General features: G+C 62.5%; 22 protein-coding genes and 4 pseudogenes. 12 read left to right on the top strand and 14 right to left on the bottom strand.

What is annotated here, in order from left to right; translation table 11 throughout:
* Positions 1 to 3 precede the first annotated feature (3 nt).
* From J4G43_RS56030 to J4G43_RS22025, 4 genes and pseudogenes are all read right to left on the bottom strand, one after another.
* Positions 4 to 111: pseudogene (locus tag J4G43_RS56030) on the bottom strand (cobalt transporter); the annotation flags it as partial.
* A 34-nt stretch (positions 112 to 145) separates the two neighbouring features.
* Positions 146 to 1,414, bottom strand: a complete 1,269-nt coding sequence (locus J4G43_RS22035) for an IS256 family transposase (protein WP_208083632.1) — start codon at positions 1,412 to 1,414, stop codon at positions 146 to 148.
* A gap of 63 nt (positions 1,415 to 1,477) precedes the next feature.
* Positions 1,478 to 2,428 (bottom strand): transporter, encoded by a 951-nt coding sequence (locus J4G43_RS22030; RefSeq protein WP_225005019.1) that lies wholly within the window; start codon positions 2,426 to 2,428, stop codon positions 1,478 to 1,480.
* A 113-nt stretch (positions 2,429 to 2,541) separates the two neighbouring features.
* Positions 2,542 to 3,324 (bottom strand): acetoacetate decarboxylase, encoded by a 783-nt coding sequence (locus tag J4G43_RS22025; RefSeq protein ID WP_208086281.1) that lies wholly within the window; start codon positions 3,322 to 3,324, stop codon positions 2,542 to 2,544.
* 220 nt (positions 3,325 to 3,544) lie between these two features.
* Here J4G43_RS22025 and J4G43_RS22020 point away from each other — a divergent pair, with 220 nt between their 5' ends.
* Together J4G43_RS22020 and J4G43_RS22015 are read left to right on the top strand one after the other, a co-directional pair.
* Complete coding sequence (locus J4G43_RS22020; RefSeq protein ID WP_208086280.1) at positions 3,545 to 4,720, top strand: patatin-like phospholipase family protein; 1,176 nt, start codon at positions 3,545 to 3,547, stop codon at positions 4,718 to 4,720.
* A gap of 467 nt (positions 4,721 to 5,187) precedes the next feature.
* Positions 5,188 to 5,988 carry a type 1 glutamine amidotransferase domain-containing protein gene (locus J4G43_RS22015; protein WP_208086279.1) on the top strand — a complete coding sequence of 267 codons (801 nt, stop codon included), beginning with the start codon at positions 5,188 to 5,190 and terminating at the stop codon, positions 5,986 to 5,988.
* Between the two features lie 117 nt (positions 5,989 to 6,105).
* Here the strand turns inward: J4G43_RS22015 and J4G43_RS22010 are convergent, their stop codons facing one another.
* The 4 genes from J4G43_RS22010 to J4G43_RS21995 form a co-directional block, all read right to left on the bottom strand.
* Entirely contained in the window at positions 6,106 to 6,759 is a 654-nt protein-coding gene (locus J4G43_RS22010; RefSeq protein WP_208086278.1) for a TadE/TadG family type IV pilus assembly protein, read from the bottom strand.
* Positions 6,759 to 7,316 carry a TadE/TadG family type IV pilus assembly protein gene (locus J4G43_RS22005; protein WP_135214335.1) on the bottom strand — a complete coding sequence of 186 codons (558 nt, stop codon included), beginning with the start codon at positions 7,314 to 7,316 and terminating at the stop codon, positions 6,759 to 6,761. The genes J4G43_RS22010 and J4G43_RS22005 overlap by 1 nt, the downstream gene beginning before the upstream one ends.
* A gap of 10 nt (positions 7,317 to 7,326) precedes the next feature.
* A complete protein-coding gene (locus J4G43_RS22000) occupies positions 7,327 to 8,751 on the bottom strand; it encodes a TadE/TadG family type IV pilus assembly protein (protein ID WP_071917521.1) in 1,425 nt (474 codons plus the stop codon).
* 380 nt (positions 8,752 to 9,131) lie between these two features.
* The gene (locus J4G43_RS21995) at positions 9,132 to 9,926 is read right to left on the bottom strand and encodes an IclR family transcriptional regulator (protein ID WP_208089381.1); all 795 of its coding nucleotides are present in this window, start codon (positions 9,924 to 9,926) and stop codon (positions 9,132 to 9,134) included.
* A gap of 237 nt (positions 9,927 to 10,163) precedes the next feature.
* Here J4G43_RS21995 and J4G43_RS21990 point away from each other — a divergent pair, with 237 nt between their 5' ends.
* The 6 genes and pseudogenes from J4G43_RS21990 (at position 10,164) to J4G43_RS21965 (ending at position 16,247) form a co-directional block, all read left to right on the top strand.
* A complete protein-coding gene (locus tag J4G43_RS21990; protein ID WP_208086277.1) occupies positions 10,164 to 11,324 on the top strand; it encodes an aminotransferase class V-fold PLP-dependent enzyme in 1,161 nt (386 codons plus the stop codon).
* Positions 11,325 to 11,353: 29 nt separating this feature from the next.
* Positions 11,354 to 12,246: pseudogene (locus J4G43_RS21985) on the top strand (amino acid ABC transporter substrate-binding protein).
* Between the two features lie 62 nt (positions 12,247 to 12,308).
* Entirely contained in the window at positions 12,309 to 13,103 is a 795-nt protein-coding gene (locus J4G43_RS21980; protein ID WP_208086276.1) for an amino acid ABC transporter permease, read from the top strand.
* Positions 13,100 to 13,792, top strand: coding sequence for an amino acid ABC transporter permease (locus tag J4G43_RS21975; protein ID WP_208086275.1), 693 nt, complete (start codon positions 13,100 to 13,102; stop codon positions 13,790 to 13,792). Before J4G43_RS21980 ends, J4G43_RS21975 begins: the two co-directional genes overlap by 4 nt.
* Before the next feature lie 40 nt (positions 13,793 to 13,832).
* Positions 13,833 to 14,600: an amino acid ABC transporter ATP-binding protein gene (locus J4G43_RS21970; protein WP_063983835.1), complete on the top strand. Its 768-nt coding sequence runs from the start codon at positions 13,833 to 13,835 to the stop codon at positions 14,598 to 14,600.
* Between the two features lie 171 nt (positions 14,601 to 14,771).
* Positions 14,772 to 16,247, top strand: a complete 1,476-nt coding sequence (locus J4G43_RS21965) for an FAD-binding oxidoreductase (protein WP_208086274.1) — start codon at positions 14,772 to 14,774, stop codon at positions 16,245 to 16,247.
* A gap of 20 nt (positions 16,248 to 16,267) precedes the next feature.
* On the opposite strand, the gene J4G43_RS21960 is transcribed toward J4G43_RS21965, so the two are convergent.
* The 4 genes from J4G43_RS21960 to J4G43_RS21945 all read right to left on the bottom strand — a co-directional run bounded on the left by J4G43_RS21960 (position 16,268) and on the right by J4G43_RS21945 (position 19,678).
* Positions 16,268 to 17,005, bottom strand: coding sequence for a molybdopterin dinucleotide binding domain-containing protein (locus J4G43_RS21960; protein ID WP_208086273.1), 738 nt, complete (start codon positions 17,003 to 17,005; stop codon positions 16,268 to 16,270).
* Positions 17,006 to 17,263 (bottom strand): molybdopterin-dependent oxidoreductase, encoded by a 258-nt coding sequence (locus J4G43_RS21955; protein ID WP_208086272.1) that lies wholly within the window; start codon positions 17,261 to 17,263, stop codon positions 17,006 to 17,008.
* A 288-nt stretch (positions 17,264 to 17,551) separates the two neighbouring features.
* A complete protein-coding gene (locus J4G43_RS21950) occupies positions 17,552 to 18,580 on the bottom strand; it encodes an IS110 family RNA-guided transposase (RefSeq protein WP_038953117.1) in 1,029 nt (342 codons plus the stop codon).
* Positions 18,581 to 18,592: 12 nt separating this feature from the next.
* On the bottom strand, positions 18,593 to 19,678 hold the full coding sequence (locus tag J4G43_RS21945) for a molybdopterin-containing oxidoreductase family protein (protein WP_208086271.1): 1,086 nt from the start codon (positions 19,676 to 19,678) through the stop codon (positions 18,593 to 18,595).
* A gap of 269 nt (positions 19,679 to 19,947) precedes the next feature.
* On the opposite strand from J4G43_RS21945, the gene J4G43_RS21940 reads away from it, so the two are divergent.
* Positions 19,948 to 20,223: a DUF3303 domain-containing protein gene (locus J4G43_RS21940; protein ID WP_038941960.1), complete on the top strand. Its 276-nt coding sequence runs from the start codon at positions 19,948 to 19,950 to the stop codon at positions 20,221 to 20,223.
* 491 nt (positions 20,224 to 20,714) lie between these two features.
* On the opposite strand, the pseudogene J4G43_RS21935 reads toward J4G43_RS21940, so the two are convergent.
* Together J4G43_RS21935 and J4G43_RS21930 are read right to left on the bottom strand one after the other, a co-directional pair.
* Positions 20,715 to 22,273, bottom strand: a pseudogene (locus J4G43_RS21935) (acyl-CoA carboxylase subunit beta).
* Positions 22,203 to 23,177 (bottom strand): IclR family transcriptional regulator, encoded by a 975-nt coding sequence (locus tag J4G43_RS21930; protein ID WP_208086270.1) that lies wholly within the window; start codon positions 23,175 to 23,177, stop codon positions 22,203 to 22,205. Before J4G43_RS21930 ends, J4G43_RS21935 begins: the two are co-directional and overlap by 71 nt.
* 94 nt (positions 23,178 to 23,271) lie before the next feature.
* On the opposite strand from J4G43_RS21930, the gene J4G43_RS21925 reads away from it, so the two are divergent.
* The 3 genes and pseudogenes from J4G43_RS21925 to J4G43_RS21915 form a co-directional block, all read left to right on the top strand.
* Positions 23,272 to 23,493 (top strand): biotin/lipoyl-containing protein, encoded by a 222-nt coding sequence (locus J4G43_RS21925; protein WP_014495968.1) that lies wholly within the window; start codon positions 23,272 to 23,274, stop codon positions 23,491 to 23,493.
* Between the two features lie 167 nt (positions 23,494 to 23,660).
* On the top strand, positions 23,661 to 24,824 hold the full coding sequence (locus tag J4G43_RS21920) for a TAXI family TRAP transporter solute-binding subunit (RefSeq protein WP_208086269.1): 1,164 nt from the start codon (positions 23,661 to 23,663) through the stop codon (positions 24,822 to 24,824).
* Positions 24,825 to 24,866: 42 nt separating this feature from the next.
* A pseudogene (locus J4G43_RS21915) lies at positions 24,867 to 26,135 on the top strand (TRAP transporter fused permease subunit); the annotation flags it as partial.
* Positions 26,136 to 26,242: the final 107 nt, after the last annotated feature.

The raw sequence follows: 26,242 nt of genomic DNA, 5'->3' as shown, positions 1-26,242 counted from the left end.
ACGCTACCTGAAGATACCCGTGCGTCGCATGAACAGATAGGCCGCGCCGACCGACGAGGCCATCAGGAGCGCCGCCCAGAGAAATCCGCTCTCGACGTCGGTGAGCGGCAGGGAGCTATGGCTGATTTTGGGTGACGCGGCCTGATCAGGCGGCGTGGCTTTCAGTGTTCGGAATGACTTCGATTCCGTCGATGAACTTTACACCGGCGATGACTTTCGGCAACTGGTTCGTGCTCTTCAATCGCCGCCAGGTCTTCGATGCGGCGTCGATGAGCTTGAACACCATCAGCTTCGCAGTTTGTTGCGACAGCGATCCCTTGGTCCGCACCGTTCGGTGGCGCACCGTGGCGAAGACGCTCTCGATCGGGTTCGAGCTGCGTAGGTGGATCCAGTGCTCAGCAGGGAAGTCGAAGAAGGCGAGCAGCGCATGGCGATCCTTGATCAGGCACTCCACCGCACGTCCGTATTTGACGTGGTATTTCTCGACGAAGACGTCGATCGCGGTTTCAGCTTCGGCCCGGTGTGGGGCCAGATAGATGTTCCGCAGGTCGTTCTTCATGGGGCCCTGCACGGATTTGGCGACCTTGTCGAGTACGTTGCTCACTTTATGGCACCAGCATCGTTGGTGCCGCGTGCCGGGAAAGGCCTCGTCCAGTGCCTTCCAGAAGCCGAGGGCGCCGTCGCCGATGGCGAGTTGCGGGGCAATCCGTAACCCGCGTTGCCGCAGGTCGATCAGGAGTTCGCGCCAGCTCTGCGCGCTCTCGCGCACGCCGACCTGGAAGCCGATCAGCTCCTTCTTGCCTTCCGGCGTGGTGCCAATCAGCACCAGCATGCATTCGCTGTGATCTTCCATGCGGGCCTGCAGGTACACGCCATCGGCCCAGATGTAGACATAGCGACGCGCCGACAGATCGCGTCTCTGCCAGCGTTCGTACTCGACCTGCCAATCGGCCTTCAGGCCGGCGATCACCGAAGGCGACAGGTTCGGCGCATCCTTGCCGAGCAGCGCCGAGAGCGCCTCCTGGAAGTCGCCGGTCGAGATGCCGCGCAAATAGAGGACCGGGATCAAGGCATCCAGGCTCTTCGTCCGCCGCGCCCATAGCGGCAGGATTGCCGAACTGAAGCGGAGGCGGTCGCCTGGCCCGCTCGCTCCGCGGTCGCGGACCTTGGGACGAGCGACCTCCACCGGACCGATGCCGGTCGCAATCTCGCGCACCGGACCGTGCCCATGTCGGACCAGGCGCGCTCGACCGTCGGGCAGCGTCAGATTGGCCTTGCTGGCCAGAAACGCGCCAACCTCGATCTCGATCGCCCTGGCAAGCAGGTCCCGCGCGCCGGCTCGAACGATATCGGTCAGTGGATCATCAACCGCGGACGGCTGACGGAAAGCAAGAACATTGGTAGTCTCGGTCATGGCGTATCGCTCTCCTCGAGAGGTTCTGGCAGGCTCGTCACCCGCCTCGATACGCCGCCTTCCTCACACCGTCATCACCCAGATTCCGCCATAGCTCAGCGGCAGGCCCTTGGTGTTCATGCCGAAGATGCCGGTGATCAAGGTCGGCGGCAGCAGCAGCGAGGTCACGATGGAGAGCGTGTGGAGGTGGTGGTTGCTTTCCTCCTCGTTCTTGAAGCGCAGCTCCTCCTCGAGCAGGCGGCTGCGTTCGCGGAGCTCGACGATGTCGTGATCGAGCCCGTCCAGCCGCTGCGCCAGCTTGCCGGCGTGGATGCGCAAGGCCGGCGCGAGATGATCGGTGTTCTTCTGATCGAGCCGGTGGAACAGCACGCGCAGGCCGGTGAGCTGGCGATGCAACCTGACGCAGGTCCGGCGCAGCCGGCCGAGATTGCGGCGCATCTCCGGCTTGGCGTCGTCGGCCAAAATCCGCTCCTCGATGTCGTCGATCTCCTGGCCGAGCTTGTCCGCGATCCGGTCCAGTGTGTCGGCGACCTCGTCGACGATCTTTTCCAGGAGATGGGCGACGTTGTCGACGCGGTAGCCGCCTTCGAGCACGCGCCGCGTCGCATCGGCCGAGCACAACGCCTGATGCCGGCCGCTGACGAGAAGATGCTCGGTCATGGCGAAACGCAGGAACGCGGTCTCTTCCGTCGCGCTGTCGATGTCGCGCACGAGATCGGAGAAGACGCCGTAGACGCAGTGGTCGATGACGTGAAGCTGCTGGAAAGTGTCGTTGGACAGCAGGAGGTCACGCGCGAGCGGCGGCAGCTGTGACGCCGCGATCCAGGGCCGCGCGCGCGCATCGGTCAGATTGAAATGCAGCCAGAGCCGGCCGTCATGGCTGAACTCGATCGGCTGGTCGATCGGCAGCGCCTCGGCACTGCCGTCGCCGTGCAGCCGGAACGCCCAGACCAGGCCGGGAATGGCGGGCACGGAATCCGATATCGCGCTGACAAGCTTCGCCGGCTCAGCCATGGCCAACCCCAACCGTCAACAAATGCCCCGCTTCCGGAAGATGGCTGACGGCATCTTCCGGACCTCTCACGGGTACTCAATTACGGCTTTGTTACAGTTTGATGATGGCCGCCCTACTCCGCGGCCCGCCCCGTCGCGGCCATCGCCTCGGCCTCCTTGACGTAGTCGTGCACGACGCGGCCGAACGGCAGCGTGAGATCGGCGATGTAGTGGTGCGCGCCCAGGCAGCGGCGAACCGGGAAATCCGCGACCGGCGCGTTGACATGCGGCACCAGATGCAGCCGGCCGGGCCCCATCCAGGAGCCCTTCGGCACGATGTCGATGAGGTTGATCGCGACGAGCTGACAGACTTCGAGACGGCCGTCGACGCCCGGAATCATCTTCAGATTGATCTGCGTCTTCGACAGCGTCGCACGGGTGCGATCGCCGTTGCCGGCCATGCTCTCGTGCTTGTAGCCCATCGTGCCCATGGCGACGAGCTGGCCGGCATATTCCAGCGTGCCCGTCAGCGTGTCCTTGACGATCTCGAGCTTGGGATGGGCGTATTTCTTGGGAAAGCCCCAGATCTCGCGGCCCGCCGCGATCGGCGGATCGTCGTCGAGATACATCTGCGAGACGAAATTGACCTCCTCGCCGTTGAGGCGCGCGGGGATGACGAGGCCGGATTCGGTGTAGCTGCCGAAGCCTGAGGAGTCCGGCATCTTGATCCATTCGTAATGCACGATCGGCTGGTCGATCGGCTCCAGCGGCTCAGGCAGGCCGGCGCGGATCAGCTCCGGATCGGTCTCGTTGGTGATGACGAGGAATTCGCGGTTGACGAAGCGATAGGGCCCGGCCGGATAGCTCGGCCCCGCCGCCGGCATGGACGGAAGTCTCAGCACGTCTTCCCTGCGCATCCTGATCTCCTGTGTGTGATGCCCGCCCGGCGGCGTCAGGCCTGGATCGCAAATTGCTAGCCACCGTCATTGACCGCGATGTGAAGGATTTCCGTCAGGCGCACGACCTCCCGCCATTCCCGCTGCGGTCGGCCTGCATACAGACGATGCATCGGCGCTGAAATTGTCATCACGCCGTCACTGCCGGACGCAATCGTTTGGTCCACGCTAGGAGGCACCCATGGACGCCCGCACGTCGCAACCGGCTCATCAGACGCATCAGCCTCCCGCACGGGGCTGGCGCCCCGAACGCTGCGACCGCGTCGCGCTGGTGCTGCAAGGTGGCGGCGCGCTCGGCGCCTACCAGGCCGGCGTCTACCAGGCGCTGCACGAAGCCGGCATCGAGCCCGACTGGGTCTGCGGTGTTTCAATCGGTGCAATCAATTCCGCCATCATCGCCGGCAACAAGCCGGAGAAGCGGCTGGAGGCGCTGCGCATCTTCTGGGAGCGCATCACCAACCGCAAGATCTGGCATTACACGCCCGACGGCGACATCTTCCGCCAGTGGCGCAATCTCACCAGTGCGTGGATGACGTCGGCGATGGGCCAGCCCGGCTTCTTCACCCCGCACCAGGTCAATCCCTGGTTCAGCCCGGTCGGCGCGCGCACCGCCACCAGCTATTACGACACGATGCCGCTGAAGGAGAGCCTGCTGGAGCTCGTCGACTTCGACCTCATCAACGAGAAGAAGGTCCGCTTCGCGGTCGGCGCGGTCAACGTGCTCTCGGGCAACTTCATCTATTTCGACAACTCCCATGACGAGATCGAGCCGGAGCACATCATGGCCTCCGGCGCCCTGCCCCCGGCGCTGCCGATGGTGCGGATCGGCACCGATCATTTCTGGGACGGCGGCATCGTCTCCAACACGCCGCTCCAGCATTTGCTCGACCAGGAGGACGCGCTCAACTCGCTGGTGTTCCAGGTCGACCTGTTCAGCGCGCGGGGCGTGCTGCCGCGCTCGATCCAGGACGTAATGGCCCGCCACAAGGACATCATGTATTCCTCGCGCACGCGCCACAACACTGACGTCTACCGCCGCACCCACAACCTCAAGGTTCTGCTCTACAAGGCGCTGGCGAAAGTCCCGGACGAGCAACTCTGCGACGAGGATCGTAGCCTCAAGGCAAGCCTGCGCAACATGCCGGAGATCGCGATCCTGCACCTGATCTACCAGCAGAAGGCCTATGAGGGCGACGCCAAGGACCACGAATTCTCGGGGACCTCGATGCGCGAGCACTGGACGAGCGGCTACGAGGACACCAAGCGCACGCTGAAGCGCCGCGACTGGATCAAGATGCCGGACGAAGGCATGGGCCTCGTGGTGCACGACGTGCACCGGGAGACGGAGAGCGCGTAAAGCACCTCGCGCGGGCTGCTCCAAACAAAAACTGCGAAAACAACCCCATGCACAGTAGCCGGCGCGTGGCGGATCAATGACTTACGTTTTACCGAAGTAAACTTGACTCGTCGGGCAAAACAGGAGCATGATGGCATCATTGCAAAATCGCACGATGTATCCGCTCCAGGCCGATCGCGCCACATGGTCAGACTACGCCGCATCCCCTAAATTGCGCGCGGAATGACGTTGGGAGGCTGGCTTGCGCGCCATCAGCGAAGCCGCTTACTTCTTCGGCAGCGACAGATTATTCCCTCCGCAGGAGCCTTCGGGGCGAGCTTGCGGAGCGAAGCGGCGTGCTCCGCCCGATCTGCTCCAGTCGTTGCTTGAAACGCCAGAACGGTCGTCGCGTCAGGTTGCCGTTCGCGTCGGCCGGATTGTTATGAAGTTCTAACCGCAAGACGATCAAGCAAATCGCAGGAGACACCATGTCCAAAGGAAAAGTGCTCGTTGTCGGCTCCAATGCCACCCGCATCGAAATCCAGGGCGGCGGCACCGGACCGACCGGCCAATACCTCAATGAAACCGTCGTGCCGGCGATGGCCGTGATCGATGCCGGCTACGAGGTGGTGCTGGCGACGCCGAACGGCAAGCAACCGTACATCGATCCGGCCTCCGATCATGCGGCCCATTTTGACGGCGACGAGAAGGCCTACCGGCGGGGACGCGACTTCTTCGACAAGGACCCGGCGATGACCAACGTCCATACGTTGCGCGCGATCGTGGACGGAGGACTGGATCAATACGCCGCCGTTTTTGTCCCCGGCGGGCAGGGCCCGGTCGTCGACCTCATGCAGGATCCCGAGCTCGGCAAGATTCTGCGATATTTCCACGAACGGAAGAAGATCACGGCGCTGCTCTGCCACGGACCGATCGCAACTCTGGCCGCCCTGCCCGACGCCAAGGCCTATCGCGCCGCCCTGATCGCCGGCGACAAGGCCAAGGTCGCGGAGCTGGGCAAGGGCTGGCAATATGCGGGATACAAGATGACGGTGTTCACCGCCTCGGAAGAGATACCGATCGAGGAGCAGTTCCTGCACGGCAAGATCTACTTCACCATGCCGGACGCGCTGGGAGCTGCGGGTGCCGAGGTCAGCCGAAGCGCCGTCGACTTCGAGCCTTACGTCGTCGAGGACCGCGAGCTGATCACCGGCCAGAATCCGCGGTCCGACCATCCCATCGCGGCAAAGCTGATCGCAGCGCTCGACCGCGCCACTGTGGCGGCGTAAGCGTTTACTCCAATGTCATCCGGCCCGGTGCGCAATTGCGCACAGGGGCCGGGAGGAAATCGGGACGGAAGCGTGCCTCAGCGGCATCCGGCTTCTTTCGGACCGCGTTCCGTGAAACTAACAGGTCTTCTGCTGCAAGTGCTGCACGCAGGTGCAGGTCTTCGCCGCCGGATATTTCACGTCGTAATAGGGAAAACTCGACGTGGCGGGGGTGTTCGTCGAGCAGCGGGGGAACAGGTAATAGCTGTCGGACAGCTTCACCGTGCCAGCGGTCGTGAAGCCGAGGTTGGGCGCGTAGTCGTAGGACACCTCGCTCAGAATGAGCGAGATGTTGGCATTGCTGGTGCCGCCCGGCGCGGTAAAGGACGACAAGGTCATCTGCTGACCGGCGGCCCTCGCCCCCGACGTACTGGTCGACTTGCTCCATTGCACCGTCGCGTTGCCATTGCTGTCGGTCGAGACCTCGGAGACCGTGATCGTCATCAGCGAGGTGCTGCCGTTCTTGATGGGATAGGGAGCCATGATGGAGCTCGCCGCAGCGAGAATGCCGTCCATCTGGGTCGACGTGACGGCCGTGTTCTGCGAGATCATGTCGGCAACGCTGTGCGCAGTCGCGCTGACCTTGACGTTCATGGCGAGCCCGTTCCCGAGCTCGACGCCGCCGACATAGAGCACCAGCATGAACGGCGTCACGACGGCGAACTCCGTCGCTGCAACAGCGCGTACATCGGTCAACATCTGCCGAGCGCGAGACGACAGGGCGGAGATCATCAGGTAGCTCCTGGCTCGTTCTGGAACGCGGCGGACGACATGAGCAGCCGGTTGCCATTGCTAAGGTTCGAGAGATTGAAGCCGAGCGGCCCGAGCACGACCGGCCAGACATACATGACGCGGAGAACGACGATATCGCCGGAATCGCCCGGATTGTATTGCCAGCTGTTGGTCACATTGCCCGAGCCGTCGAAGGTCAGCGTGGGCGTCGCCGTGTTCGCGGAAGACCAGGACGTTGCGACCTGCATGTCGACCATCAGACCGCTGCAATTGAAGAGGATCACGATCTGATCGCAGACCTTCTGCTTGAAAACCGCCTGGTTCATCTGCGCCGACTGAACCTGCCCCGTCATGACGAGACGCGCCGACTGGCGCACCACGGTTTCAAGCATCTGCTGGGCAAAGAAAACCAGAAACGTCTGGATGAGCGCGATGATGAGGGCGAGAAACGGCGCGGCAACGAGCGCGAATTCGACGGCCGTGGCTCCGCGGCTATCGCCGGCGAAGGCGGCGCAGCGGTTGCGGCGTCTTTTCGTTGTCGTGACCTGTCGGGTCATGGCGCCTTCCCTACTGCACGAGGCTGGCCGTGCTGGACGCAACCTTGATGAAGAGGTTGGTCAGCGCCGCGGAAATGTCGCCACCTGTCTGCACGCTCGCATACAGACCGGGCGATGCGCACGATTGCAGCCGTGTCGCGATCGTGCCGGTTGACGAGGATGGATTGTTGAACTGCGAGATGCGGCTCGTGTACCAGCTGTCGCTCAGCTGCAGATACTCGGTGTAGAGGACCGCGATGCGAATGCCGCGGTTCTTGATCGTCGTGCAGACCGTCGTGTCGAGCGGTTGCTGGCACCGCAAGGTCGTCGAGTTGGCTGTCGGAAGCGCATAGGTGGCATTGGGGTCGCAGGAGCCCCCCGTCTTCGGGATGAGCTTGTCCTCGACGCCGTCGGTGACGAGGAAGACCACTTCCTGCGGCGTATCGCCCGCCTGATTGGTGCCGGTGCCTGGCGCAGGCATCACGGTGTTGACGCCCGTGAGCCCGCCCGAGATATCCGTGCCGTAGTCGGTGGTGTAGGTGCAGTTGCCCTTGCTATCGACAATGGGGCAGTTCTGGTGGTCGACCGTCAGGAGCTGAATGTTGTTGATCTTCGTGGCGGCGGTGTCCGGCGTGGTCAGCACCTGAATCGTGTTGAGGGCGTAGTCGAAGGTGTAGATGGCGGCCTTGTAGGTCGTGTTGTTGAGCGCCGACATGCACTGCATGACGCCGCCCGTCACACCCGCCTGCGGGCACGTCCAGGGTCCCTTCAGCAATTGCGTAACGGCGTTGGTCACGAGATCGATGCGCAGCGTGATGTTGTTTGCGCGTGCGACCGTGAGATTGTCCTTGTTCGTCGAGCTGGCAGTTGCGTTGTTGGGACGCGCCTCATGGCAGGCGAACGAGCAATTCTTCGCGTAGCTGGGCTGGTTCTTCGTGGCCGCGATCATGTTGGTGATGTCGGCCTGCGTCGCGGCGAGCGCCATCGACGGCGAGTCGTCCAGCAGCAGGTAGAAATTCATGTTGGGCGCACTCGACGCCTTCGCCGTTGAGGAGCCAGAGACGTCCCAGGTCTGCTTGCCGAGAACGCTGGGGAAATTATTGACGGACTGCGCGGTGTACGAAACCGTGATGCTTCGTGCGAGGCCGGAATCCGTGACGGTGATGGTCGGCGTCGGCGTCGCCGTCAGACCGGGAAGATTCGCCTTCGCTGCAAAGACGGCTGCGGCGGTCGCCTGGACGACCGTCTTGTCGGTCTGGGTCAGCATCGCCGGCCGCACGGCTGCGATCGCGGCCGCGTCGGCGGCTGCGTTCAATTGCTCCCGCTTGCGGACGGCCTGCGTGTAGTCGAGCGTCATGCCCAGGAGAAAGACGATCGGCACCATCGTGAGGGCGAAGATAACGGCGATGTTGGCCTTCCGGTCTCTTGCGAAACGGAGCACTACCCGGCGGAGCATGACCTTCATCCTGATTGCCGTCGTGGCGGCAGAGAGCAATTCCTAAAGTCTTTTGATCGGGGCAACCGGTGGGATTACCGCTGCCGGTCAGCCCGCCAATCGCAGGCTGGAATATGGATATGGCCTTCTTAATCAACACTTACGGGCAATCCACAAACAGGGAGTGCAACGGAGTGGGATGTTCCATATCGAGAAGACATCATTAACGTCGGTTAAACGCGATCGCAGAGATTGAGGGGTAAGCGGCCTCAGGTGCGGTCGATACGGCCTCAACGCCGGCGCTGGCGGGTGCGTCCGGTGGGCTGCGCAGCATCACCGCGCAGCAGGCACGTCGGTCTGGTTAAGGACGGCTATGGCACGGAGGCCAAGGCATCATGCCGTCATCGGGCATCTGCGCCATCGTCGTCTTCAACTTGCAGAATGGTGTCGGATAGCAGAGCGGCGGCCTTTTGAAGCGGCGCTATGAACCGGTCCAGTTCGGCGAAGCTCACGCGGGCCACCGGTACAGAGACGCCGAGGCAAGCGATCAACTCCCGATCCGGTGACAGAATGGGGACGGCGCACCCCACCACCCCCTTGACGTACTCTTCGTTTGTCTTGGCCCAGCCGCGTTGTCGCGTCTCCTCGAGAACCTTCATCAGAGCGTGGACATCGACGATCGTCGTTTCGGTGAACTTGGTTAGGGGTAGCGCGCGGCACAGCTTCGCCCGGATCCGCTCGGGCAGTCTGCTCATATAGATCTTTCCGGTCGACGTGCAGTGTAACGGCGCCGCTTCTCCCGGATTGAACTGGAGACCTTGCGGCTCCGAAACGCGAACGCTGTCGACATAGGCAACGACGTTGTCGCGCACGACGCCGATCTCACACTGTTCGCCGATTTCTCCCGCGACCGCCCGAAGCACCGCGTGCCGCCGCGCAGTGCGAAATGCAGCGCCGATGACGGTGGCGGACAGCGTGACGAGCTGGTTTCCCACAACGTACCGCTTGGTACCCAACGCCTTCTGAAGCAATCCGCGGTCTTCGAGGTTTCCGATCAACCTGTGTGCCGTTGGAAGCGGCAGCGAAAGAGCCTTTGCGATCTCCGCGGCCGAGACGGCTTTGCGTTGGTCGGCAACATGCCGAACGATCGCGAAAGCCCGGTCCAACGGTCCATCCTTCCCAATTCGCTTCGTCATTTCCCGCACGGCCAAAACTGGAAGTGAAATCAAGATCAACGCCAAGTATTATCATTTTTCGGAATAAAACCTATTGAAATTCGATATAATCGATTGTCGAAATCCTGAAAGCTCATATTCTTGGCGTCACCGGCGATTGACCAGAAATTGTGCAGTGCGGTCTCGCCGTTCCGAAAATCGCGCTCCGCCGCTTGGCCGGGAGCCAAGTTCTGCCGGCGCGCTCAACAGGAGATGTGCATGTCTCGTCATTACGACGTGGACGCCGTGAGGAAGGAATTCCCCGCCGTCGAACGGATGGTCTATCTGGATTCCGGGTTTCAAACGCCGCTCGCGCGTCCCGTGAAGGCCGCGATCGAGCTTTTCCTTCGCGAGGGCTTCGAGACAGCCGGTCCGAAGAGCATCTGGCTCGATCGGGTCGAGCAGACCCGTGCCAAGGTCGCCCGCTTTCTCGGCGTGACGGCGGATGAGATTGCCTTCACGAAAAACACGTCGGAAAGCATGAACATTGCGGCAAACGCACTGCCGCTACAGGCCGGCGACAACGTCCTGATGATCCACGGCGATCACCCGAACAACGCCTACGCGTTCCTCAATCTGCAACGGAAAGGCGTCGAGATCCGCTTCATCCCGATGACGGACGTCGTCGACGCCGACAGCTTTGCTCCCTTCATTGACGAAAGGACGCGTGCGATCTCGATGTCGCATGTGACTTTTCACGCCGGTCACCGCTTTGACATCGAGAGCGTCGGCGCGATGTGCGTCAGGAACAAGCTCCACTTCGTGGTGGACGTGATGCAGGCCATCGGAGTCGTGCCTGTTGACGCCAAGGCGATCGGCGCAAGCTTCATCGGCTCCGGCAGCCACAAGGGATTATTGGTTCCGCAAGGGCTCGGGCTGCTCTATTGGGACAAGACGCTCAAAGAGCTCGAGCCGACCTATCTGGCGGCTGCGAGCCTCGCCGAGATCCCGAGCGATCTCATCGCGCGTGCCGACGGGATGGCGCCCTCGCCGGCCGCCAGGCGCTTCGAGCTCGGCAACTTCAACCTGCCCGCAGTCCACGCCCTCGGTGCTTCGCTCGACATGATCGAGCAGATCGGGGTGCAGAACATCCAGAACCACTGCTTCGATCTCGGCGATCACCTGATTGCACGCCTGGACGAGCTGGGCGTCCGCCTCGTTGGTCCGCGCGAGCGCAAGCATCGCGCTCCGCACATCTATGTCATCGCCCTGCCCGCGGCAGACTGGCTCGGCCATTTCGAGGAGAACGATGTGCGCGTGTCGCCCGAACGAGATGGCATTCGCGTCTCGCTCGGCATGTTCAACACCGCCACCGACATCGATCGCCTGATCGACGTCATCCGCCGGCGAGGGCTCGGACGCCCGTCCGTCGCAGCTTGAGTTTGACAAACGATGGGAAGGCAAAGACCATGAAGAAGCTCGTTCAGGTATTGGGACTTCTCCCGGCGCTCCTGGCTATCAACGCAAGCCCGTCCGCGGCAGCCGACAGCCCGACGCTCGACAAGGTCAAATCCAGCGGCGCGATCACGATCGGCTACCGTGAGGCTTCGATACCGTTCTCGTACCTCGGGCCGGATCAGAAGCCGATCGGCTTCTCGCTCGATCTCTGCGCGGCGATCATCGATCGCATCAAGGATGAGCTGAAGTTGCCCGGTCGGTCAACTACACGCCGGTGAACTCCTCGAACCGGATACCCCTGATCCAGAGCGGGACTGTCGACATCGAATGCGGCGGCACCGCGAACGACAAGAAGAGGCAGGAACAGGTCTCGTTCTCGGTCGCAACGTTCGTCAGCCAGCCGCGCTGGCTCGTCAAGGCCGCCAGTGGCGTGAAGACCGCCGGCGACCTGAAAGGCAAGACGGTTGTCGCCACGCAAGGCTCCAACGCAGTAGGTTTCGCGCAGAGCGTCAACGCCAAGGAGCAGCTCGGCCTCAACATCGTCCAGGCCAAGGACCATGCGGAGTCCTTCCTGATGCTAAACACCGGCCGCGCCGTCGCCTTCATGGAGGACGATATCCTCCTCGCCGGGCTCAAGGCTGCGGCGCCGAATCCGGACGCGCTCCTGTTCCTTTCCGAGGGTTACGCGAAGATCTACTATGGGCTGATGTTCACCAAGGGCGACGCCGGCTTCAAGAGGCTCGTCGACGACGTTCTCTCCAAGCAGATGGCATCCGGCCAATTCGAGAAGACCTACGCGAAATGGTTCACCAGGCCAATCCCGCCCAAGGGTGAGAACCTCGCATTCCCGCTCACCGACGAGTTGATGGCGCGGATCGCACATCCCAGCGATGCCGTCGACTGATTGACGGAGCTGATCGTCCCGGAAAGTCATCCTCGTCCGCACCTGCAACCCGGAGGCTCGCGATGTTCGGAGTGCTTTTTGAACAGGCGGCAGACGGCCAGCGCTATATCGACTGGCTTCTGTCGGGTCTCGGTTGGACCCTGGCTCTGGCCTTCTTCGGCTGGTGGATCGCCTTTGGCATCGGCGTGTTCGTCGGCGTGGGCCGCACAGTCCAGAATCGCTTCGTCTCGATTCCGGCCCGGCTCTACGTCGAGATATTCCGGAACATCCCTGTCCTGGTGCAGATGTTCCTCTGGTACTTCGTTTTCCCGGAGGTGGTACCGGCCGCGCTCGGAAACCCCATCAAGCAGATGCCGCCGCCTTGGGCATCGTTCTTCCCGGCACTCCTTTGCCTGGGACTCTACACGGCGTCTCGAATAGCCGAGCAGGTCCGGGCCGGCATCGAAGCGCTTCCGAAGGGGCAGATCGAGGCCGCCAACGCTCTCGGCCTCAGCGGCTACCTCACCTATCGCTACGTCGTCGTGCCGCAGGCTCTGCGCCTGATCGTGCCGAGCCTCACCAGCGAGGTGATGGGAATATACAAGAACACCTCCGTCGCACTCACGATCGGCTTGATGGAGCTCACCGCACAGGCGCGCCAGATCAGCGAGGCAACGTTCCAGACATTCTCGGCCTTCGGCGCGGCGACGATCATCTATCTTTGCCTGGCGCTGGTTGCGTATCAGATCATGACGCTCATCGACAAGGCCGTCAGGATTCCGGGCAGCGCCCCGGTGAAGCTCACTGCTGAACAGGATCTCGCCGCTGACATGCAGCAGGGCAGCGCTCTGCCGGGCGCCATGGAGACCGTGAAATGAATACCCTCGATTTCTCGATCGTCGCGCAGTCGTGGCCTTATCTCTGGTCGGGCCTGCTCTTCTCGCTTTCGCTCACGGTGGCCGCATTCGCCATCGGCATGGTCCTCGGAACCTGTCTTGCGCTGGTACAGCACTTCGAGGTCCCGGTGTTCGCGCAGATCGTCCGCGGCTACGTCGCGATCATCCGGTCGATCCCGTTGATCCTCGTCCTCTTCTGGTTCTTCTTCCTGGTGCCGATCGTGCTTGGGCACCTGAGCGGCAACGGCCGCCCGATTCCGATCGGGGCGACCTACACGGCGTTCATCACCTTTGGCTTGTTTGAAGCCGCCTACTACTCAGAGATCATCCGCGTCGGACTGCGGGCCGTGAACAAGGGGCAATTCGAGGCCTGCCAGGCGCTCGCGCTGTCGACCTACGACACCTACCGCCATGTCGTCCTGCCGCAAGTCCTTCGCGTGGCGAGCCCGATCATCCTGAGCCAGACGATCATCCTGTTTCAGGACACGTCTCTCGTTTACGTGCTGTCGTTGACGGATCTTCTGGGCGCGGCTTCCAAGCTCGCACAGCTCAATGGACGTCTCGTCGAGATGTACCTCGTCGTCGCGGTGGCCTACCTCGTCATCAGCTCGGCGGCCTCCCAGTGCGTCGCCACCCTTCGCAAGCGATATGGCCTTGCCACGGCACGATGATCATCGGGATACCAAACGGCCTCGTATTCGGGAGACGAACATGCCTCAAGCGACTGTCAGCAATGCCACGCAGCCCAATGCAATCGTCCTCGTCGAGAATGTGATGAAGCGATTCGGCGCATTCAATGCGCTGAACGACGTCAATCTCAGGGTCGGCAAGGGCGAGAAGATCGTCCTGTGCGGTCCTTCGGGCTCCGGCAAGTCGACGCTCATCCGGTGCATCAACCACATCGAGAAACACGACGGCGGCAGGATCGTCGTCGACGGTGTCGAATTGAGCAACCGCATGGCCGACATCAACAGCGTGCGCTGCGAGGTCGGGATGGTCTTTCAGAGCTTCAACCTCTTTCCGCACCTCACGGTCGCCGAGAACTGCATGCTGGCTCCGATGAAGGTTCGTGGCATCTCGCAAGCGGAAGCGCGCGATCGCGCACTCGGCTTGCTGCGGAAGGTCCGCATTCAGGATCAGGCGGACAAGTATCCCGCACAATTGTCGGGTGGCCAGCAGCAACGCGTCGCCATCGCGCGGGCGCTGTGCATGCAGCCCAAGATCATGCTGTTCGACGAACCGACGTCCGCTCTCGACCCCGAGATGGTCAAGGAAGTGCTGGACACCATGGTCGAGCTGGCGCGAGATGGAATGACGATGGTCTGCGTGACGCACGAGATGGGATTCGCCCGCGAGGTCGCCGATCGGGTCGTCTTCATGGATCGCGGAAGCATCGTGGAGGAAGCGGATCCGGAGACGTTCTTCCGGGCTCCGCGCACGGAACGGGCGAAGGGTTTCCTGAACCAGATCATCCACTAGAATTCCGCTCGGCCGAGACCAAGCGCCGTCGGTGACGGGCACCTGCTGGACGCGTTCGTCCACGGTCCCCGCTTCGAGACATATTGCCATTAGACTCCCCGCCGCAAACGTGGAGAATACCCCTGCACGTTACGTGCGCAGTGCACACCAAGATGCGCCAGGGGAAACAAAATGCCAGCTGCCTTCCCGTCCTCCCTACCCACCATCCCGACCGCTCCTTTGACCGCCCGGATGCGCGATGCGCTGCGCGCGATCGTCGGCGAGAAGGGCCTGATCGAGGACGAGCACGGCAAGCAGCCGTTCGTGACGGATTGGCGTGGACTGCTGGTCGGCGGCGCGGGCGCCGTCGTCCGTCCTGGCAGCACCGAGGAAGTCTCGAAAGTTGTCCGGCTTTGCCACGAGCACGGCGTCGCGATCGTGCCGCAGGGTGGCAACACCGGTCTGATGGGCGGGGCCACGCCCTGGCCGGCGCACACCGGTATCGTGCTGTCGCTTGGCCGCATGAACCGCGTGCTGGACGTCGATGCCGTCGGTTACGCAATGACGGTCGAGGCCGGCTGCGTTCTCCAGACGCTTCAGGAGACCGCAAGCCGTCACGACAGGTTCCTGCCGCTCAGCCTTGGCGCCCAGGGCTCATGCATGATCGGCGGCAATCTCTCGACCAACGCCGGCGGCGTTCAGGTGCTCCGCTATGGCAATGCCCGCAATCTCGTCTTGGGGCTCGAAGTCGTGCTGGCCAACGGGGACGTCTGGGACGGCCTGCGCGCGCTCAAGAAGGACAACACGGGCTACGACCTCAAGCACCTTTTCATGGGCGCCGAGGGAACGCTGGGCATCATCACGAAGGCCGTCCTCAAGCTATGGCCGGCGCCGAAGGACGTCTGCACGGCGTGGCTGGCGATCCGCGATCCGCGCGCGGCGCTGGAGATCCTGTCCGAAGCCCATGCCGCATCAGGGGACAATGTCGGCTCCTGCGAGCTGATGAGCCGCAGCGCCATCGACATGGTGCTGCGCCATATCCCCGGCACCCAGGACCCTCTCAAGGCGGACACGCCATGGTACCTCCTGCTTGAATGGTCGTCCTCGCGGGCCCGACAGGACGGGACCGAGGGCATGACCGAGAAGCTGGAGCAGTTTCTCGCCGATCAGCTCGAGGCCGGCCGCGTGCTCGACGCGGCATTGGCGCAGACGGTCGGTCAATCGCGCAACATGTGGCGCATCCGGGAAAGCGTCGCCGAGGCCTCCCGTGCCGAGGGGCCGGGACTGAGCTACGACGTGTCGGTGGCCATCTCCAGGATTCCCGGGTTCATCGACCAGGGGCTCAAGGCCGTGTTCGACATTCTTCCGACCATTCGCCCCTATCCTTTGGGACACATCGGCGACGGCAATCTGCATTTCTCGTTCATGGGCCCCAAAGGCATGGATCAGCAGACGCTGACCCAATATTCGTCCGCTATCACGCGGGCCGTGAACGATCTCATCACTTCCATGGGCGGCTCGATCTCGGCGGAGCACGGCATCGGCATCGACAAGCTCGACGAGCTCAGTCACTACCGGTCGAAGACCGAGCTCGACATCATGCGAACGATCAAGCGCGCGCTCGACCCACAGAACATCATGAATCCAGGCAAGGTGCTGCGGCTGTGATCGACGCCGGATAGCCTCGTCTACAACGATGCCTGCCTTCGCGCGACCTCCACGCGGGCGCCGTAGTCGGACTGGCCAACGGAGAAGTGAAAAAGACTAAGAGCGTCTCCGGTCAGGACCGCGTCGCCGGACGTGAGATGATTGAGGCCAACCCAGCCATCGCGCATCCAGACCACCCCGGGCTTGACGTCGTCGGTGACGCAGGCCTTTGCCGCGAACTCGCCCCGCTGATTGTAAATCCTGATCGCATCCCCGTTGCTGAGCTGACGCGCCTCTGCATCCACCGGCGATATCCAGAGTTGCGGGGCAACATTGTGCTTTGCCAATGCCGGGAGAGCCTGGCCCTCGTCATAGAACGAATGAAAATGTGTCAGCGTCCTTCCGAAGCTCAGCGACAACGGATAGGGCGAAGCCTGGTCGCCGCCGTGCACCGGAAGTGGCGGAAGCCCGAGCCTTGCCGCCTGCGGCGAGCAGAATTCGATCTTCCCGGACGATGAATCGAATTTCCGATCCGCATAGGCGACCGCGGGCACGTTAAGAGGCAAAAAGCCACCGGCAGCGCGCAGCGACGCAACAGTCGCATGGCCGGTTGTCGTGTCATTCAAGATGACATCGATCACCTCTTCGATCGACGCCCACGGAAAGAAGTCAGCAAGCCCGAGGGAGTCTGCCAAAGAACTCAGGATTTCATAGATCGGGCGCGTCTCTCCCTCCCGCTCCAGTGCACGCTCCATCAGATAGAGGTGCGTGTTCGTCACCTAAAATCCCAATTCCTCGAGCCAGGCGGTTCCAGGCAACAACACATCGGCGAAACGCCGCGCCGTTTCATTCATGAACAGATCGACGCAAACGACCAGACCCGTCTTGCCGAGACCATGGGAGATTTCACCGGCGTCCGCGAAGGACGACAGCATGTTGGTCCCCAGCAGGAGCAGAACCTTGAGCTGCCCGTCGGACAAGGCCTTTGCGATGTCGGGCATTTGATTGGCAACATAATTGCCCGGCGCGCGTGCCACACCCGTATTCAGATTGCAGATGTGGACGGCCCCCCGCTTGTCAGGATTATAGCAGACTTCTGGCCAGATCGCTTGCTATCAGATGTCCGGCCTGTTTGCGCGGACAAAGCCCGCTGGCCAAGATGGTGTTCGCTACGCACGCTCCAAGCACATAGGCGACATTCGTGATGCCAGTGTAATCTACGGAAGCTCGCGCGTATCGACCGATCGGTCCACCTTCCATCTACTGCGTCCTGCAAGTTCGTGGGTTATCCGGCGAGCAATCTCGACCGGTACACCGAGTTCAGATCAGATGGGCATGGCGGCTACCGGCCGGTTGTACACGCCACCCGATATCATCAAGCGCCAGGCGATACGGGCGAACTTGTTGGCTAAGGCCACCGCGACCAACTTCGGCGGCTTTCGCTCCAGCAGCGAAGTGAGCCAGGGTGTCGGCTTATGACGGCCCTTTCGAATGTGCCTCAGCAGCGCAGTCGCGCCGACAATCAACGTCGATCGGAGCATTGAATCTCCGGCCTTTGTGATACCGCCATATCGTTGCCGGCCGCCAGTTGAGTGATCCTTGGGTGTCAGTCCGAGCCAAGCCGCGAAGTCGCGGCCTGATCTGAACGTCTCCGGCGGGGGCGCCTTCATGCTTAGCATGGACGACCCAATCGGACCGACGCCGGGAATCGTCGCGATCCGCCTGCTGACATCATCCTCACGATGCCACTTCATCAGCTTGGCTTCGATCTTTGCCAGGCGGGCTTCGACCGCGGCATACTCCTCCGCTTGAAGGCGGAAGAGATCCCGCGCCATTTCCGGTAAGTTGTCATCCTCGAGCACCCGCTTGATAAGAGCCGTGACGTTCTGCCGACCGGCGGGGCCAACGATGCCAAACTCAGCCGCATAACTCCTGAAGGCATTAGAAAGCTGGGACTTCACGCTGACCAGGCGTTCCCGCACGGTCATCAACATGCAGGCCGCTTGCCGTTCTTTTGACTTCACCGGTACAAACCGCATACTCGGCCGGGTGACCGCCTCGCACAGCGCCTCGGCATCGGCCGCGTCGTTCTTGCCGCGCTTTACGAAAGCCTTCACATATTGGGGCGGGATCAGCTTCACTTCATGACCAAACGACTGCAGCAGGCGCGCCCAGTGATGCGAACTGCCGCAGGACTCGATGGCGACGAGGACCGGCGGAAGGCGCTCGAAGTAGCGGATCATCTCGGCTCGCCGAAACTGCCGCCGGACAACTACCGCCTCGTTCTCGTCAACACCGTGAAGCTGGAAGACCGACTTGGAAGTATCCATACCGATACGAATGGGAAGATTCATCAGACTTTCCTCTCATCTAGCTATGACGCCGGAGCGCCATAGAACCGTGGGGATGAGAGGCCGTCCACACCAGCACATGGCCGCACTGTGGGCGCCATGACGTGGGCCGAGACCGCCGCCTGCAACCCCAAAATTGCCGGTCAACGCCGGCAGACAGCTGATCGCACGCGCCGCGTGCCAGCCGTTGGCACTCTTGTGCATGGAGCTGCCGCCGAGAAGGATCATGGCTGGTCGCGTGGACGCGTACGCTCTGGCGAACGACGCAATCTGGCCTTCCTCAAGACCGGTCTCGGCTGCTGCCCAGGCCGGCGTGAAGGGCAGAACGTGAGACGACAATTCCGCGAAGCCGACGGTATGCGCTTCGATAAACTCAGAGTCATGGAGCTTTTCAGTGACGATGACGTGCATGACGGCCAAAGCGAACGCAGCGTCCGATCCAGGGCGGATCAGGAAAACTTCATCCGATTGAGCCGCCGCTTCCGTTCTCCTTACATCGATCGTGATGACTTTTGCCCCGCGACGCCGAGCGGCGACGATATGACGGGCGGTATTGGGCTGACTCGAAATGTTCGCGCCCCAAAGCACGATCATGTTCGAGTTCTCAGCCATATCCTCCTTGGTATTGACCTTGAGCGCGCCCGTCAGACCCACTCCAAAACCGCCAAGCCCCCAACAGACCATTGCAGGATGCCAGTTCTGGCATCCATACATATGCGCGAAACGCTGCATCAACTGCACCGTCACGGCACTGCCCACGGTGAAGCCGCCATGCCCCGCCCATAGACCCACCGCCTCGGGTCCAGCCGACCGCATCCGCTTCGCCATGAAATCCAGCGCCTCGTCCCAGCTTACCCGGCGCCAGATGTCGGTGCGGCGATCGTCGCGAATCTGGGGGTAGAGCAGTCGCTTCGGATTGCCGAAGATCTCGCTGGTCGCGCGCCCGCGAACGCAAAGAAACCCGGCACTGTCCGGATTATCCTTGTCTCCGCTCAGCGTCTTGAGCCGACCGCTCTCGACCTCAACCTGCATTCCGCAAAACGTCGGGTGGCAGTTCATCGGACACATGGTGCGGACGATCTTCGCATCGACAGCCGACATGAGCGAGCCCTCCCGGTCTCATTCCCGAGATGATCCTATCAGAGACGGGATAGGTCGGCAGCTCCAATGAGTTCCCCGTTCGCGCCGCTACGGCCGTATCGTCATGTTCTCCGGCGGACGCCGGTGACACACGACCGAGTCCGCTACGGCGCCTCCATCGCACTAACCCACGGCTTCATTCGCCGTTGTTATTCGACACGCCAGCGCTATTGTGCGCGGGCGGCGCAGCCGCGGCATTCATCCAATAATTCAGATTATGGGAGAATCGCATGAAATTCATTACAACCTGGAGTGTACCTCAAGGCACCTTCAATGCGGCCGTCAGCCGCTTTCTGGAAACCGGCGGAGCGCCACCCGAAGGCGTCAAGATGCTGGGCCGGTGGCATGGCATGAACGGACAGGGATTTGCGATCTCTGAATCGAGCGATCCAAAGGCCATGTATCGCTGGCTCGCGCAGTGGGCTGACCTGCTCCCATTGACCGTCACACCCTGTCTGGAGGATGGCGACGCGGGCGAAGTGATGGCCTCGCTGCCCAAGCGATAATCGTCAATCCTCATGTCGCTGCCGCTGAAGACCGGCGGCAGTGACATCCCCGGCAGGTCTAAAATGTCGATCTGTCCGGCCGAAGGCGTGGCCGTTTCCGTGGCGGCTTACAACGAATGTGTTTGCGGGTATTTCGATAGGGCCGTCAGTGACGCCCGCGATTCCTTTAGCGCTCAGGTGGCGGGCGTGGAATCACCCATTGCTCGAGGCGATCGATTGATGCCTCCCGTTCATGCTGGCCCAGCCAAACCGTAAAGAGAACCAGCGCGGCGGCGAGAGCCCCGATGCCGAAATACAGGTTCCTCATGCGCGTTTGAATGCACCGCGCCGGAAATGGTTCCATCCATCACGACTTTCACCGCGCCGCTCCACGAGGAGCGAAGCGACGAAGCAATCCAGACGGCCTCCGCGGGTAAAGTCTGGATTGCTTCGCGGAGCCTGTCATCGGGGCCTCGCTTCGCGCGCACCCGGTTGCTCGCAATGACCGCAACCTACGGCCTGATCGTCATGTTCTCCGGCGGCCCCGCCTTCCGCAACGGCTCGGCCAGCCTTGCGAACTCGCACAGCAGCGACCTTGTCTTCCTGGGATCGATGATCTCCTCGACCCAGAATTTTTCGGCGGAGCGGAACGGCGAGCGCAGCTTGTTGAGACGTTCCTGGATCTCCTTGAGCTTGTCCGCCTTGTCCTCGGCCGCATCGATGTCGGCGCGGTAGGCGGCTTCGATGCCGCCTTCGAGCGGGAGCGAGCCCCAATAGGCTGACGGCCAGGCGTAGCGGATCGAGAAGCGGTCGGCGGGCTGATGCACCACGCCGGCGACACCGAAGGCGTTGCGGAGGATCACGGTGCACCAGGGCACGGTGGTCTGGTTGACCGCGGCCATGGCGCGGACGCCGTGGCGGATGGTGGCCGCCTTCTCGGCATCGAGGCCGATCATGAAGCCCGGGCAGTCCATGAGATAGACGATCGGCAGGTGGAAGGTTTCGGCGAAGTCGACCCAGCGCACCACCTTCTGGCACGCATCCGCTGTCCACGAGCCGCCATAGTGGAAACTGTCGCTCGCAAGCACCATCACCGCCCTGCCCTCGAGCCTGGCAAGACCGACGATGATTGGCTTGCCGAAATTCTTGGCGACCTCGAAGAACGAGCCCTTGTCGACGACCTGCTCGACGATCGGCCGCATCTTGTAGACCTGCTTGCGGTTGCGCGGCACCGCATTCATCAGCGCTTCTTCGGTGCGCTCCGGATTGTCGGTGCAGGGCAAGGTCGGCGGCAGCTCGTAGACCGATGACGGCAGATAAGAGAGGAAACGCCGCGCGCAGGCGAACGCCTCTTCTTCCGTATCGACGGCGTGATCGACCGCGCCGGCGCGAGTCTGGATGTCGGCACCGCCGAGCTCCTCCTTCGAGAGGTCCTGCCCGAGCGCCTTCACCACCGGCGGCCCCGCAACGAACATCGCGGACTTCCGGTCATGATGGAATAGTGGCTGGCGGCAAGGCGCGCCGCGCCTAAGCCCGCGACTGAGCCCAGACCGAGCGCGACGACCGGCACGCGCGACAGATTCTCCGTCGTGAAGCGATACCAGCGCGTGCCGCCGATGCCGCCCGGCAGATTGGCCGCGCCCTTGGTCTCGATGGTCTTGACCGAGCCGCCGCCGCCGGAGCCCTCGATGATGCGGACGATGGGCAGACGGAAATCATGCGCCATCTCCTCCGCCATCAACGGCTTTGCCGAGATCGACGCATCGGCCGAGCCGCCGCGCACGGTAAAATCGTCGCCGACGACCACCACGGTGCGGCCGTCGACACGCGCGCGGCCGAACACGCAGTTCGCCGGCGTCAATTTCTGCAGCTCGCCGCTGGAATCGTACTCACCGATTCCGGAGACGGCACCGATTTCGTGAAAGCTGCCCTTGTCGATCAGTCTGTCGATACGCTCCCGAACAGTCAGTCGGCCCTGGTCATGCTGACGCTTGACCTTGTCAACGCCGCCCATCTCCCGCGCGAAGGCTTCGCGCCGGGCGAGCTCGTCGAGTTCCGGCTTCCAGTTCATTCACTCCCTCCGAATTGATCGGCTTGTTATTGTTGTGCACGGCCATTGCGACCGGTTTACGCGAGATACGGTTGTTGAAGACGTCGCCTTCCGCGCCCTCCATCAGGCTTCCGAGCGAGCGGCCGAGCGCGACCATCAACGGCGCGACTTCAGCATGCAGACGCTGCTCGTCATACATCGACGACAGCAGCCCGATCGTGATGACGACGAAGGTCTGGTATTGCGGCGACCAGATCGGCACCGCGAGGCCGTTGATGTGCGGGCTCCACAGGCCGCAGGCCGTGACATAACCGCGCTCGAGCAACGACTGCCTGTTGGCCTCGATGCGGGGCCGCAGGATCTTTGCAGCTTCGGGCGCTTCCCGTTCCATGTCTGTAATGAAGGCATCGCCGACTTCAGGCGCCAGCGCCGCGGTGTAGGCCGCGCCCGCGGCCGTCGAGGCCATCGAGATGCGGCTGCCGGTGCCCTCATGCAGGCCGAGCGCAGTCGCCGAGCGCGCGAACTGGAGATAGACCAGATGGAATCGATCGGGAACGACGAAGCCGACAGTGCCTGGCAATTGCTCGGCGACTTCCTGCAGCCGCTGCCGGATCATGCTGCGCAGCTGCGCGCCCTTCATCATCGAGGCGCTCATCGCCACGGCGCTCGGACCGATGCGATACTTCTGGTCGCGCGGCAGGTACACGAGTTGCCCCATCCGCGTCAGCGTGTGCGTGAGCCGCGACACCGTCGAGCGCGGCAGGCCGCAGCGATTTGAAATCTCGAGATTGCCGAGCCGGGCCTCATGGCCCTCGAAGCATCGCAACACGTCGAACGCGCGCGACACCACCTGGATGACATCACCCTCGCCGGCATCGCCAGCGAGCGCACCTTGCCTGCTTAACCGCTCCGATCGTCGTCCCATGTTCCCTACCGTTCGTTCCGCTCTGCGGAATTAAATTCCACTTGCAGACGACGCTACCTCAGGCATTTTGCGACGACAACAAAAAGGCGATGGCATGCCAGAAATTAAGATCGTCACGGAGGTCGCGGGTCGCATCTGCGCAACTCCCGTGCAAGTTGGAGGAACCGTCGCTGATGGCGATGACGTTGTAGTCGTCGAGGCCATGAAGATGGAGATACCTGTGCCCTCGCCCGCGAGCGGCACGATCACATCGCTGCTCGTCAAGCTCGACGATGTCGTCGCCGAAGGACAGGCGATCGCGATCGTCGCGAACTGACTGCATTATCCGTGGCTTCCGCGACAATCTGTCTGCCTCATCGCCGCGTTCGCGGTACGGCGTTGCCATCGCCTGATCGCGATGACATGATCTGTTTCAAACAAAAATCTGTTTCAAACAAAGAATGAAACTCTTCGCGGCAAACGCGAGGATCATTGGAGGGAAACATGCTTCGTGGGCTGACCATGCTCGCGCCTGCCTTGGTTGCGGGCATTTCTTTTGCGTCTACACGCTATGCAATCGCCGAAGACATCAAGCTGCCGGCGACATTGACGTTCACCGCCTATGACACCGGCACCGCCGGCTTCAACATCGCGGTCGGCGTCGGCAAAATGATGAAGGACAAATACGGCACCGATGTGCGCGTGCTGCCCGCAGGCAACGACGTCGCGCGGCTTGCACCATTGCGCGCCAAGCGCGCGGCGTCGTCCGCGATGGGATCGGGCACCTATTTCGCGCAGGAAGGCGTGTTCGAGTTCGGCTCGAAGGAATGGGGCCCGCAGCCGCTCCAGATCATGCTCTCGAGCGTCGATTGCAATTGCGGTTCGCTTGGGGTCGCAGCCGATAGCGGCGTGAAAGATCTGAAAGACCTGAAAGGCAAGCGCGTCGGCTTCGTGGTCGGCTCGCCCGCGTTGAACCAGAACTCGCTCGCGGTGCTCGCCTTCGCAGGCCTGACGCAAAAGGACGTCAAGGTCGTCGAGTTCGCGAGCTACGGCGCGATGTGGAAAGGCCTGATCAACAACGACACCGACGCCGCCTTCGGCACCACCATCACCGGCCCCGCCAAGGAAGCCGAGACCTCGCCGCGCGGCCTGGTCTGGCCGCCGCTGCCCGCCAAGGACAAGGAAGGCTGGGCGCGGATGCAGAAGGTCGGCTCGTTCTTCTTCCCGCAGACCGCGACCTGCGGTGCCGGCATCACGCCGGAGAAGCCAATCGAACTCGGCAACTACCCCTACCCGATCTTCGTCACCTACGCCTCGCAACCGGCAGACCAGGTCTATGCGATGACCAAGGCGATGATCGTCAGCTACGACGCCTACAAGGATTCCGCACCCGGCGCCGGCGGGCTCGCCGCCGACCGGCAGACTAAGAACTGGGTGGTGCCCGTGCATCCCGGCGCGGTGAAGGCCTTGAAAGAAGCCCGGCAATGGTCTGACGCGCAGGACACCCACAACAACAAGCTGTTCAAGCGACAGGACGTGCTCGGTGCGGCGTGGGCGGATTACGGCAAGTCCAATCCGCCATCGGACGAAAAGGCCTTCCTCGAGGGCTGGATGAAGGCGCGCGCCACGGCGCTGGCCAAGGCCGACATGCCGAACGGGTTTGACTGACCGTCAAGCTGCCTGCCGCAGAACTGTTTGAGGAGAGCGCCGATGTCAGAGACTGCGGCAGCGCCGGCGACGAAGGTTGAGTTCGCAGATCCGCATCTCGGCGCCGCCGCCGATCTGCAGGAAGCCGAGGTCACGCGCGTCCGCACATTGAAGGGCGCGTGGCGCTGGGTGCTGATGACGGCCACCGCGGCCACCATTCTGTTGTGTGTGAACCAGCAATTCTCGCTGCGCTTCTTCATCGACTACACCCAGCTCAACACCGAATATTTCTACCTGCTGATCGCGCTGATGCTGCCGTTCACCTTCCTGATCTTTCCGGGGTCGGAGAAGGCGCCGCTCGACCGCATTCCCTGGTATGACCTGCTGCTGTTCGCCGCGACCTTCGGTTCGGCGATCTGGCTGATGCTTAACATCCGCAAGGCCGCGCAATTCGGCTGGGAGTTCGATGGCGCGCCTGGCAGCATCATCGCCGCCGGACTCGTGATGTGGTTCGTGCTGATGGAGGCGCTGCGCCGCACCGGCGGTTGGAGCTTGTTGCTCAGCGTGCTGCCCTTCACGCTCTATCCGCTGTTTGCGGATTCCTCCTGGCTCGGTCCGTTCCGCGGCACGCAATCGACGCTGGCGCAGACCACGTCCTATCACATGCTCTCCGGCGAGAGCCTGCTCGGCATTCCCATTCAGGCCTTCGCCGACACCGTGATCGGCTTCCTCGTCTTCGGCACCGCGCTGATGATGACGGGCGCGGGCAAATTCTTCATCAACATCGCCTTCGCGATGTGCGGCACCTTCCGCGGCGGCGCGGCAAAAGTCTGCGTGTTCGCCTCCGGTCTGCTCGGCACCGTCGGCGGCAGCATCGTCTCCAATGTTCTGACGGCCGGAACGATGACGATCCCCGCGATGAAGAAGACCGGCTTCACGCCGTCCTATTCCGGCGCGATCGAGGCCTGCGCCTCGACCGGCGCCGTGCTGGCGCCGCCGGTGCTGGGCGCCACCGCCTTCGTCATGGCGCAGTTCATGAACACCGGCTATGCCGACGTCGCGCTCGCCGCCACCATCCCCTCGATCCTCTATTATGTCGGCCTGTTCGCGCAGGTCGACGCCTATGCCGCCCGCCACAAGCTGAAGGGCCTGCCGCGCGCCGAGCTGCCGCGCTTCTGGGACGCTTTCAAAGAGGGCTGGTACTATCTCTTCGTGATCGTCGTGCTCGTGGTAATGCTGCTCTACTTCAAGCGCGAGAGCCACGCGCCGTTCTATGCCTCCGTGCTGCTCGTGATCCTGCATCAATGGTCCGGGCCGGCGCGCTGGAGGCTCGGGAATACGCTGGTGCTCGCCGGTTCGATCGCGGCAACGGCTGCGATGTTCTGGTTCGGCGTGCTCAACGCCGCGCTGTGATGGGGTGGACGCCCCTCGACGGCATC

Source organism: Bradyrhizobium barranii subsp. barranii, from assembly GCF_017565645.3.
GTDB lineage: Bacteria > Pseudomonadota > Alphaproteobacteria > Rhizobiales > Xanthobacteraceae > Bradyrhizobium > Bradyrhizobium barranii.
This window is presented reverse-complemented; position numbering and strand designations above follow the sequence as displayed.

Excerpts from the sequence above, each read along its gene's own strand:
- J4G43_RS21950 (WP_038953117.1), bottom strand. The coding sequence starts at position 18,580 with ATGAATCTTCCCATTCGTATCGGTATGGATACTTCCAAGTCGGTCTTC.
- J4G43_RS22035 (WP_208083632.1), bottom strand. The coding sequence starts at position 1,414 with ATGACCGAGACTACCAATGTTCTTGCTTTCCGTCAGCCGTCCGCGGTT.
- J4G43_RS21930 (WP_208086270.1), bottom strand. The coding sequence starts at position 23,177 with ATGGGACGACGATCGGAGCGGTTAAGCAGGCAAGGTGCGCTCGCTGGC.
- J4G43_RS21990 (WP_208086277.1), top strand. The coding sequence starts at position 10,164 with ATGTCTCGTCATTACGACGTGGACGCCGTGAGGAAGGAATTCCCCGCC.
- J4G43_RS21945 (WP_208086271.1), bottom strand. The coding sequence starts at position 19,678 with ATGTCGGCTGTCGATGCGAAGATCGTCCGCACCATGTGTCCGATGAAC.
- J4G43_RS21920 (WP_208086269.1), top strand. The coding sequence starts at position 23,661 with ATGCTTCGTGGGCTGACCATGCTCGCGCCTGCCTTGGTTGCGGGCATT.
- J4G43_RS21975 (WP_208086275.1), top strand. The coding sequence starts at position 13,100 with ATGAATACCCTCGATTTCTCGATCGTCGCGCAGTCGTGGCCTTATCTC.
- J4G43_RS22005 (WP_135214335.1), bottom strand. The coding sequence starts at position 7,316 with ATGACCCGACAGGTCACGACAACGAAAAGACGCCGCAACCGCTGCGCC.
- J4G43_RS22015 (WP_208086279.1), top strand. The coding sequence starts at position 5,188 with ATGTCCAAAGGAAAAGTGCTCGTTGTCGGCTCCAATGCCACCCGCATC.
- J4G43_RS21940 (WP_038941960.1), top strand. The coding sequence starts at position 19,948 with ATGAAATTCATTACAACCTGGAGTGTACCTCAAGGCACCTTCAATGCG.
- J4G43_RS21980 (WP_208086276.1), top strand. The coding sequence starts at position 12,309 with ATGTTCGGAGTGCTTTTTGAACAGGCGGCAGACGGCCAGCGCTATATC.
- J4G43_RS22025 (WP_208086281.1), bottom strand. The coding sequence starts at position 3,324 with ATGCGCAGGGAAGACGTGCTGAGACTTCCGTCCATGCCGGCGGCGGGG.
- J4G43_RS22000 (WP_071917521.1), bottom strand. The coding sequence starts at position 8,751 with ATGCTCCGCCGGGTAGTGCTCCGTTTCGCAAGAGACCGGAAGGCCAAC.
- J4G43_RS21970 (WP_063983835.1), top strand. The coding sequence starts at position 13,833 with ATGCCTCAAGCGACTGTCAGCAATGCCACGCAGCCCAATGCAATCGTC.
- J4G43_RS22030 (WP_225005019.1), bottom strand. The coding sequence starts at position 2,428 with ATGGCTGAGCCGGCGAAGCTTGTCAGCGCGATATCGGATTCCGTGCCC.
- J4G43_RS21965 (WP_208086274.1), top strand. The coding sequence starts at position 14,772 with ATGCCAGCTGCCTTCCCGTCCTCCCTACCCACCATCCCGACCGCTCCT.
- J4G43_RS22020 (WP_208086280.1), top strand. The coding sequence starts at position 3,545 with ATGGACGCCCGCACGTCGCAACCGGCTCATCAGACGCATCAGCCTCCC.
- J4G43_RS21995 (WP_208089381.1), bottom strand. The coding sequence starts at position 9,926 with ATGACGAAGCGAATTGGGAAGGATGGACCGTTGGACCGGGCTTTCGCG.
- J4G43_RS22010 (WP_208086278.1), bottom strand. The coding sequence starts at position 6,759 with ATGATCTCCGCCCTGTCGTCTCGCGCTCGGCAGATGTTGACCGATGTA.
- J4G43_RS21925 (WP_014495968.1), top strand. The coding sequence starts at position 23,272 with ATGCCAGAAATTAAGATCGTCACGGAGGTCGCGGGTCGCATCTGCGCA.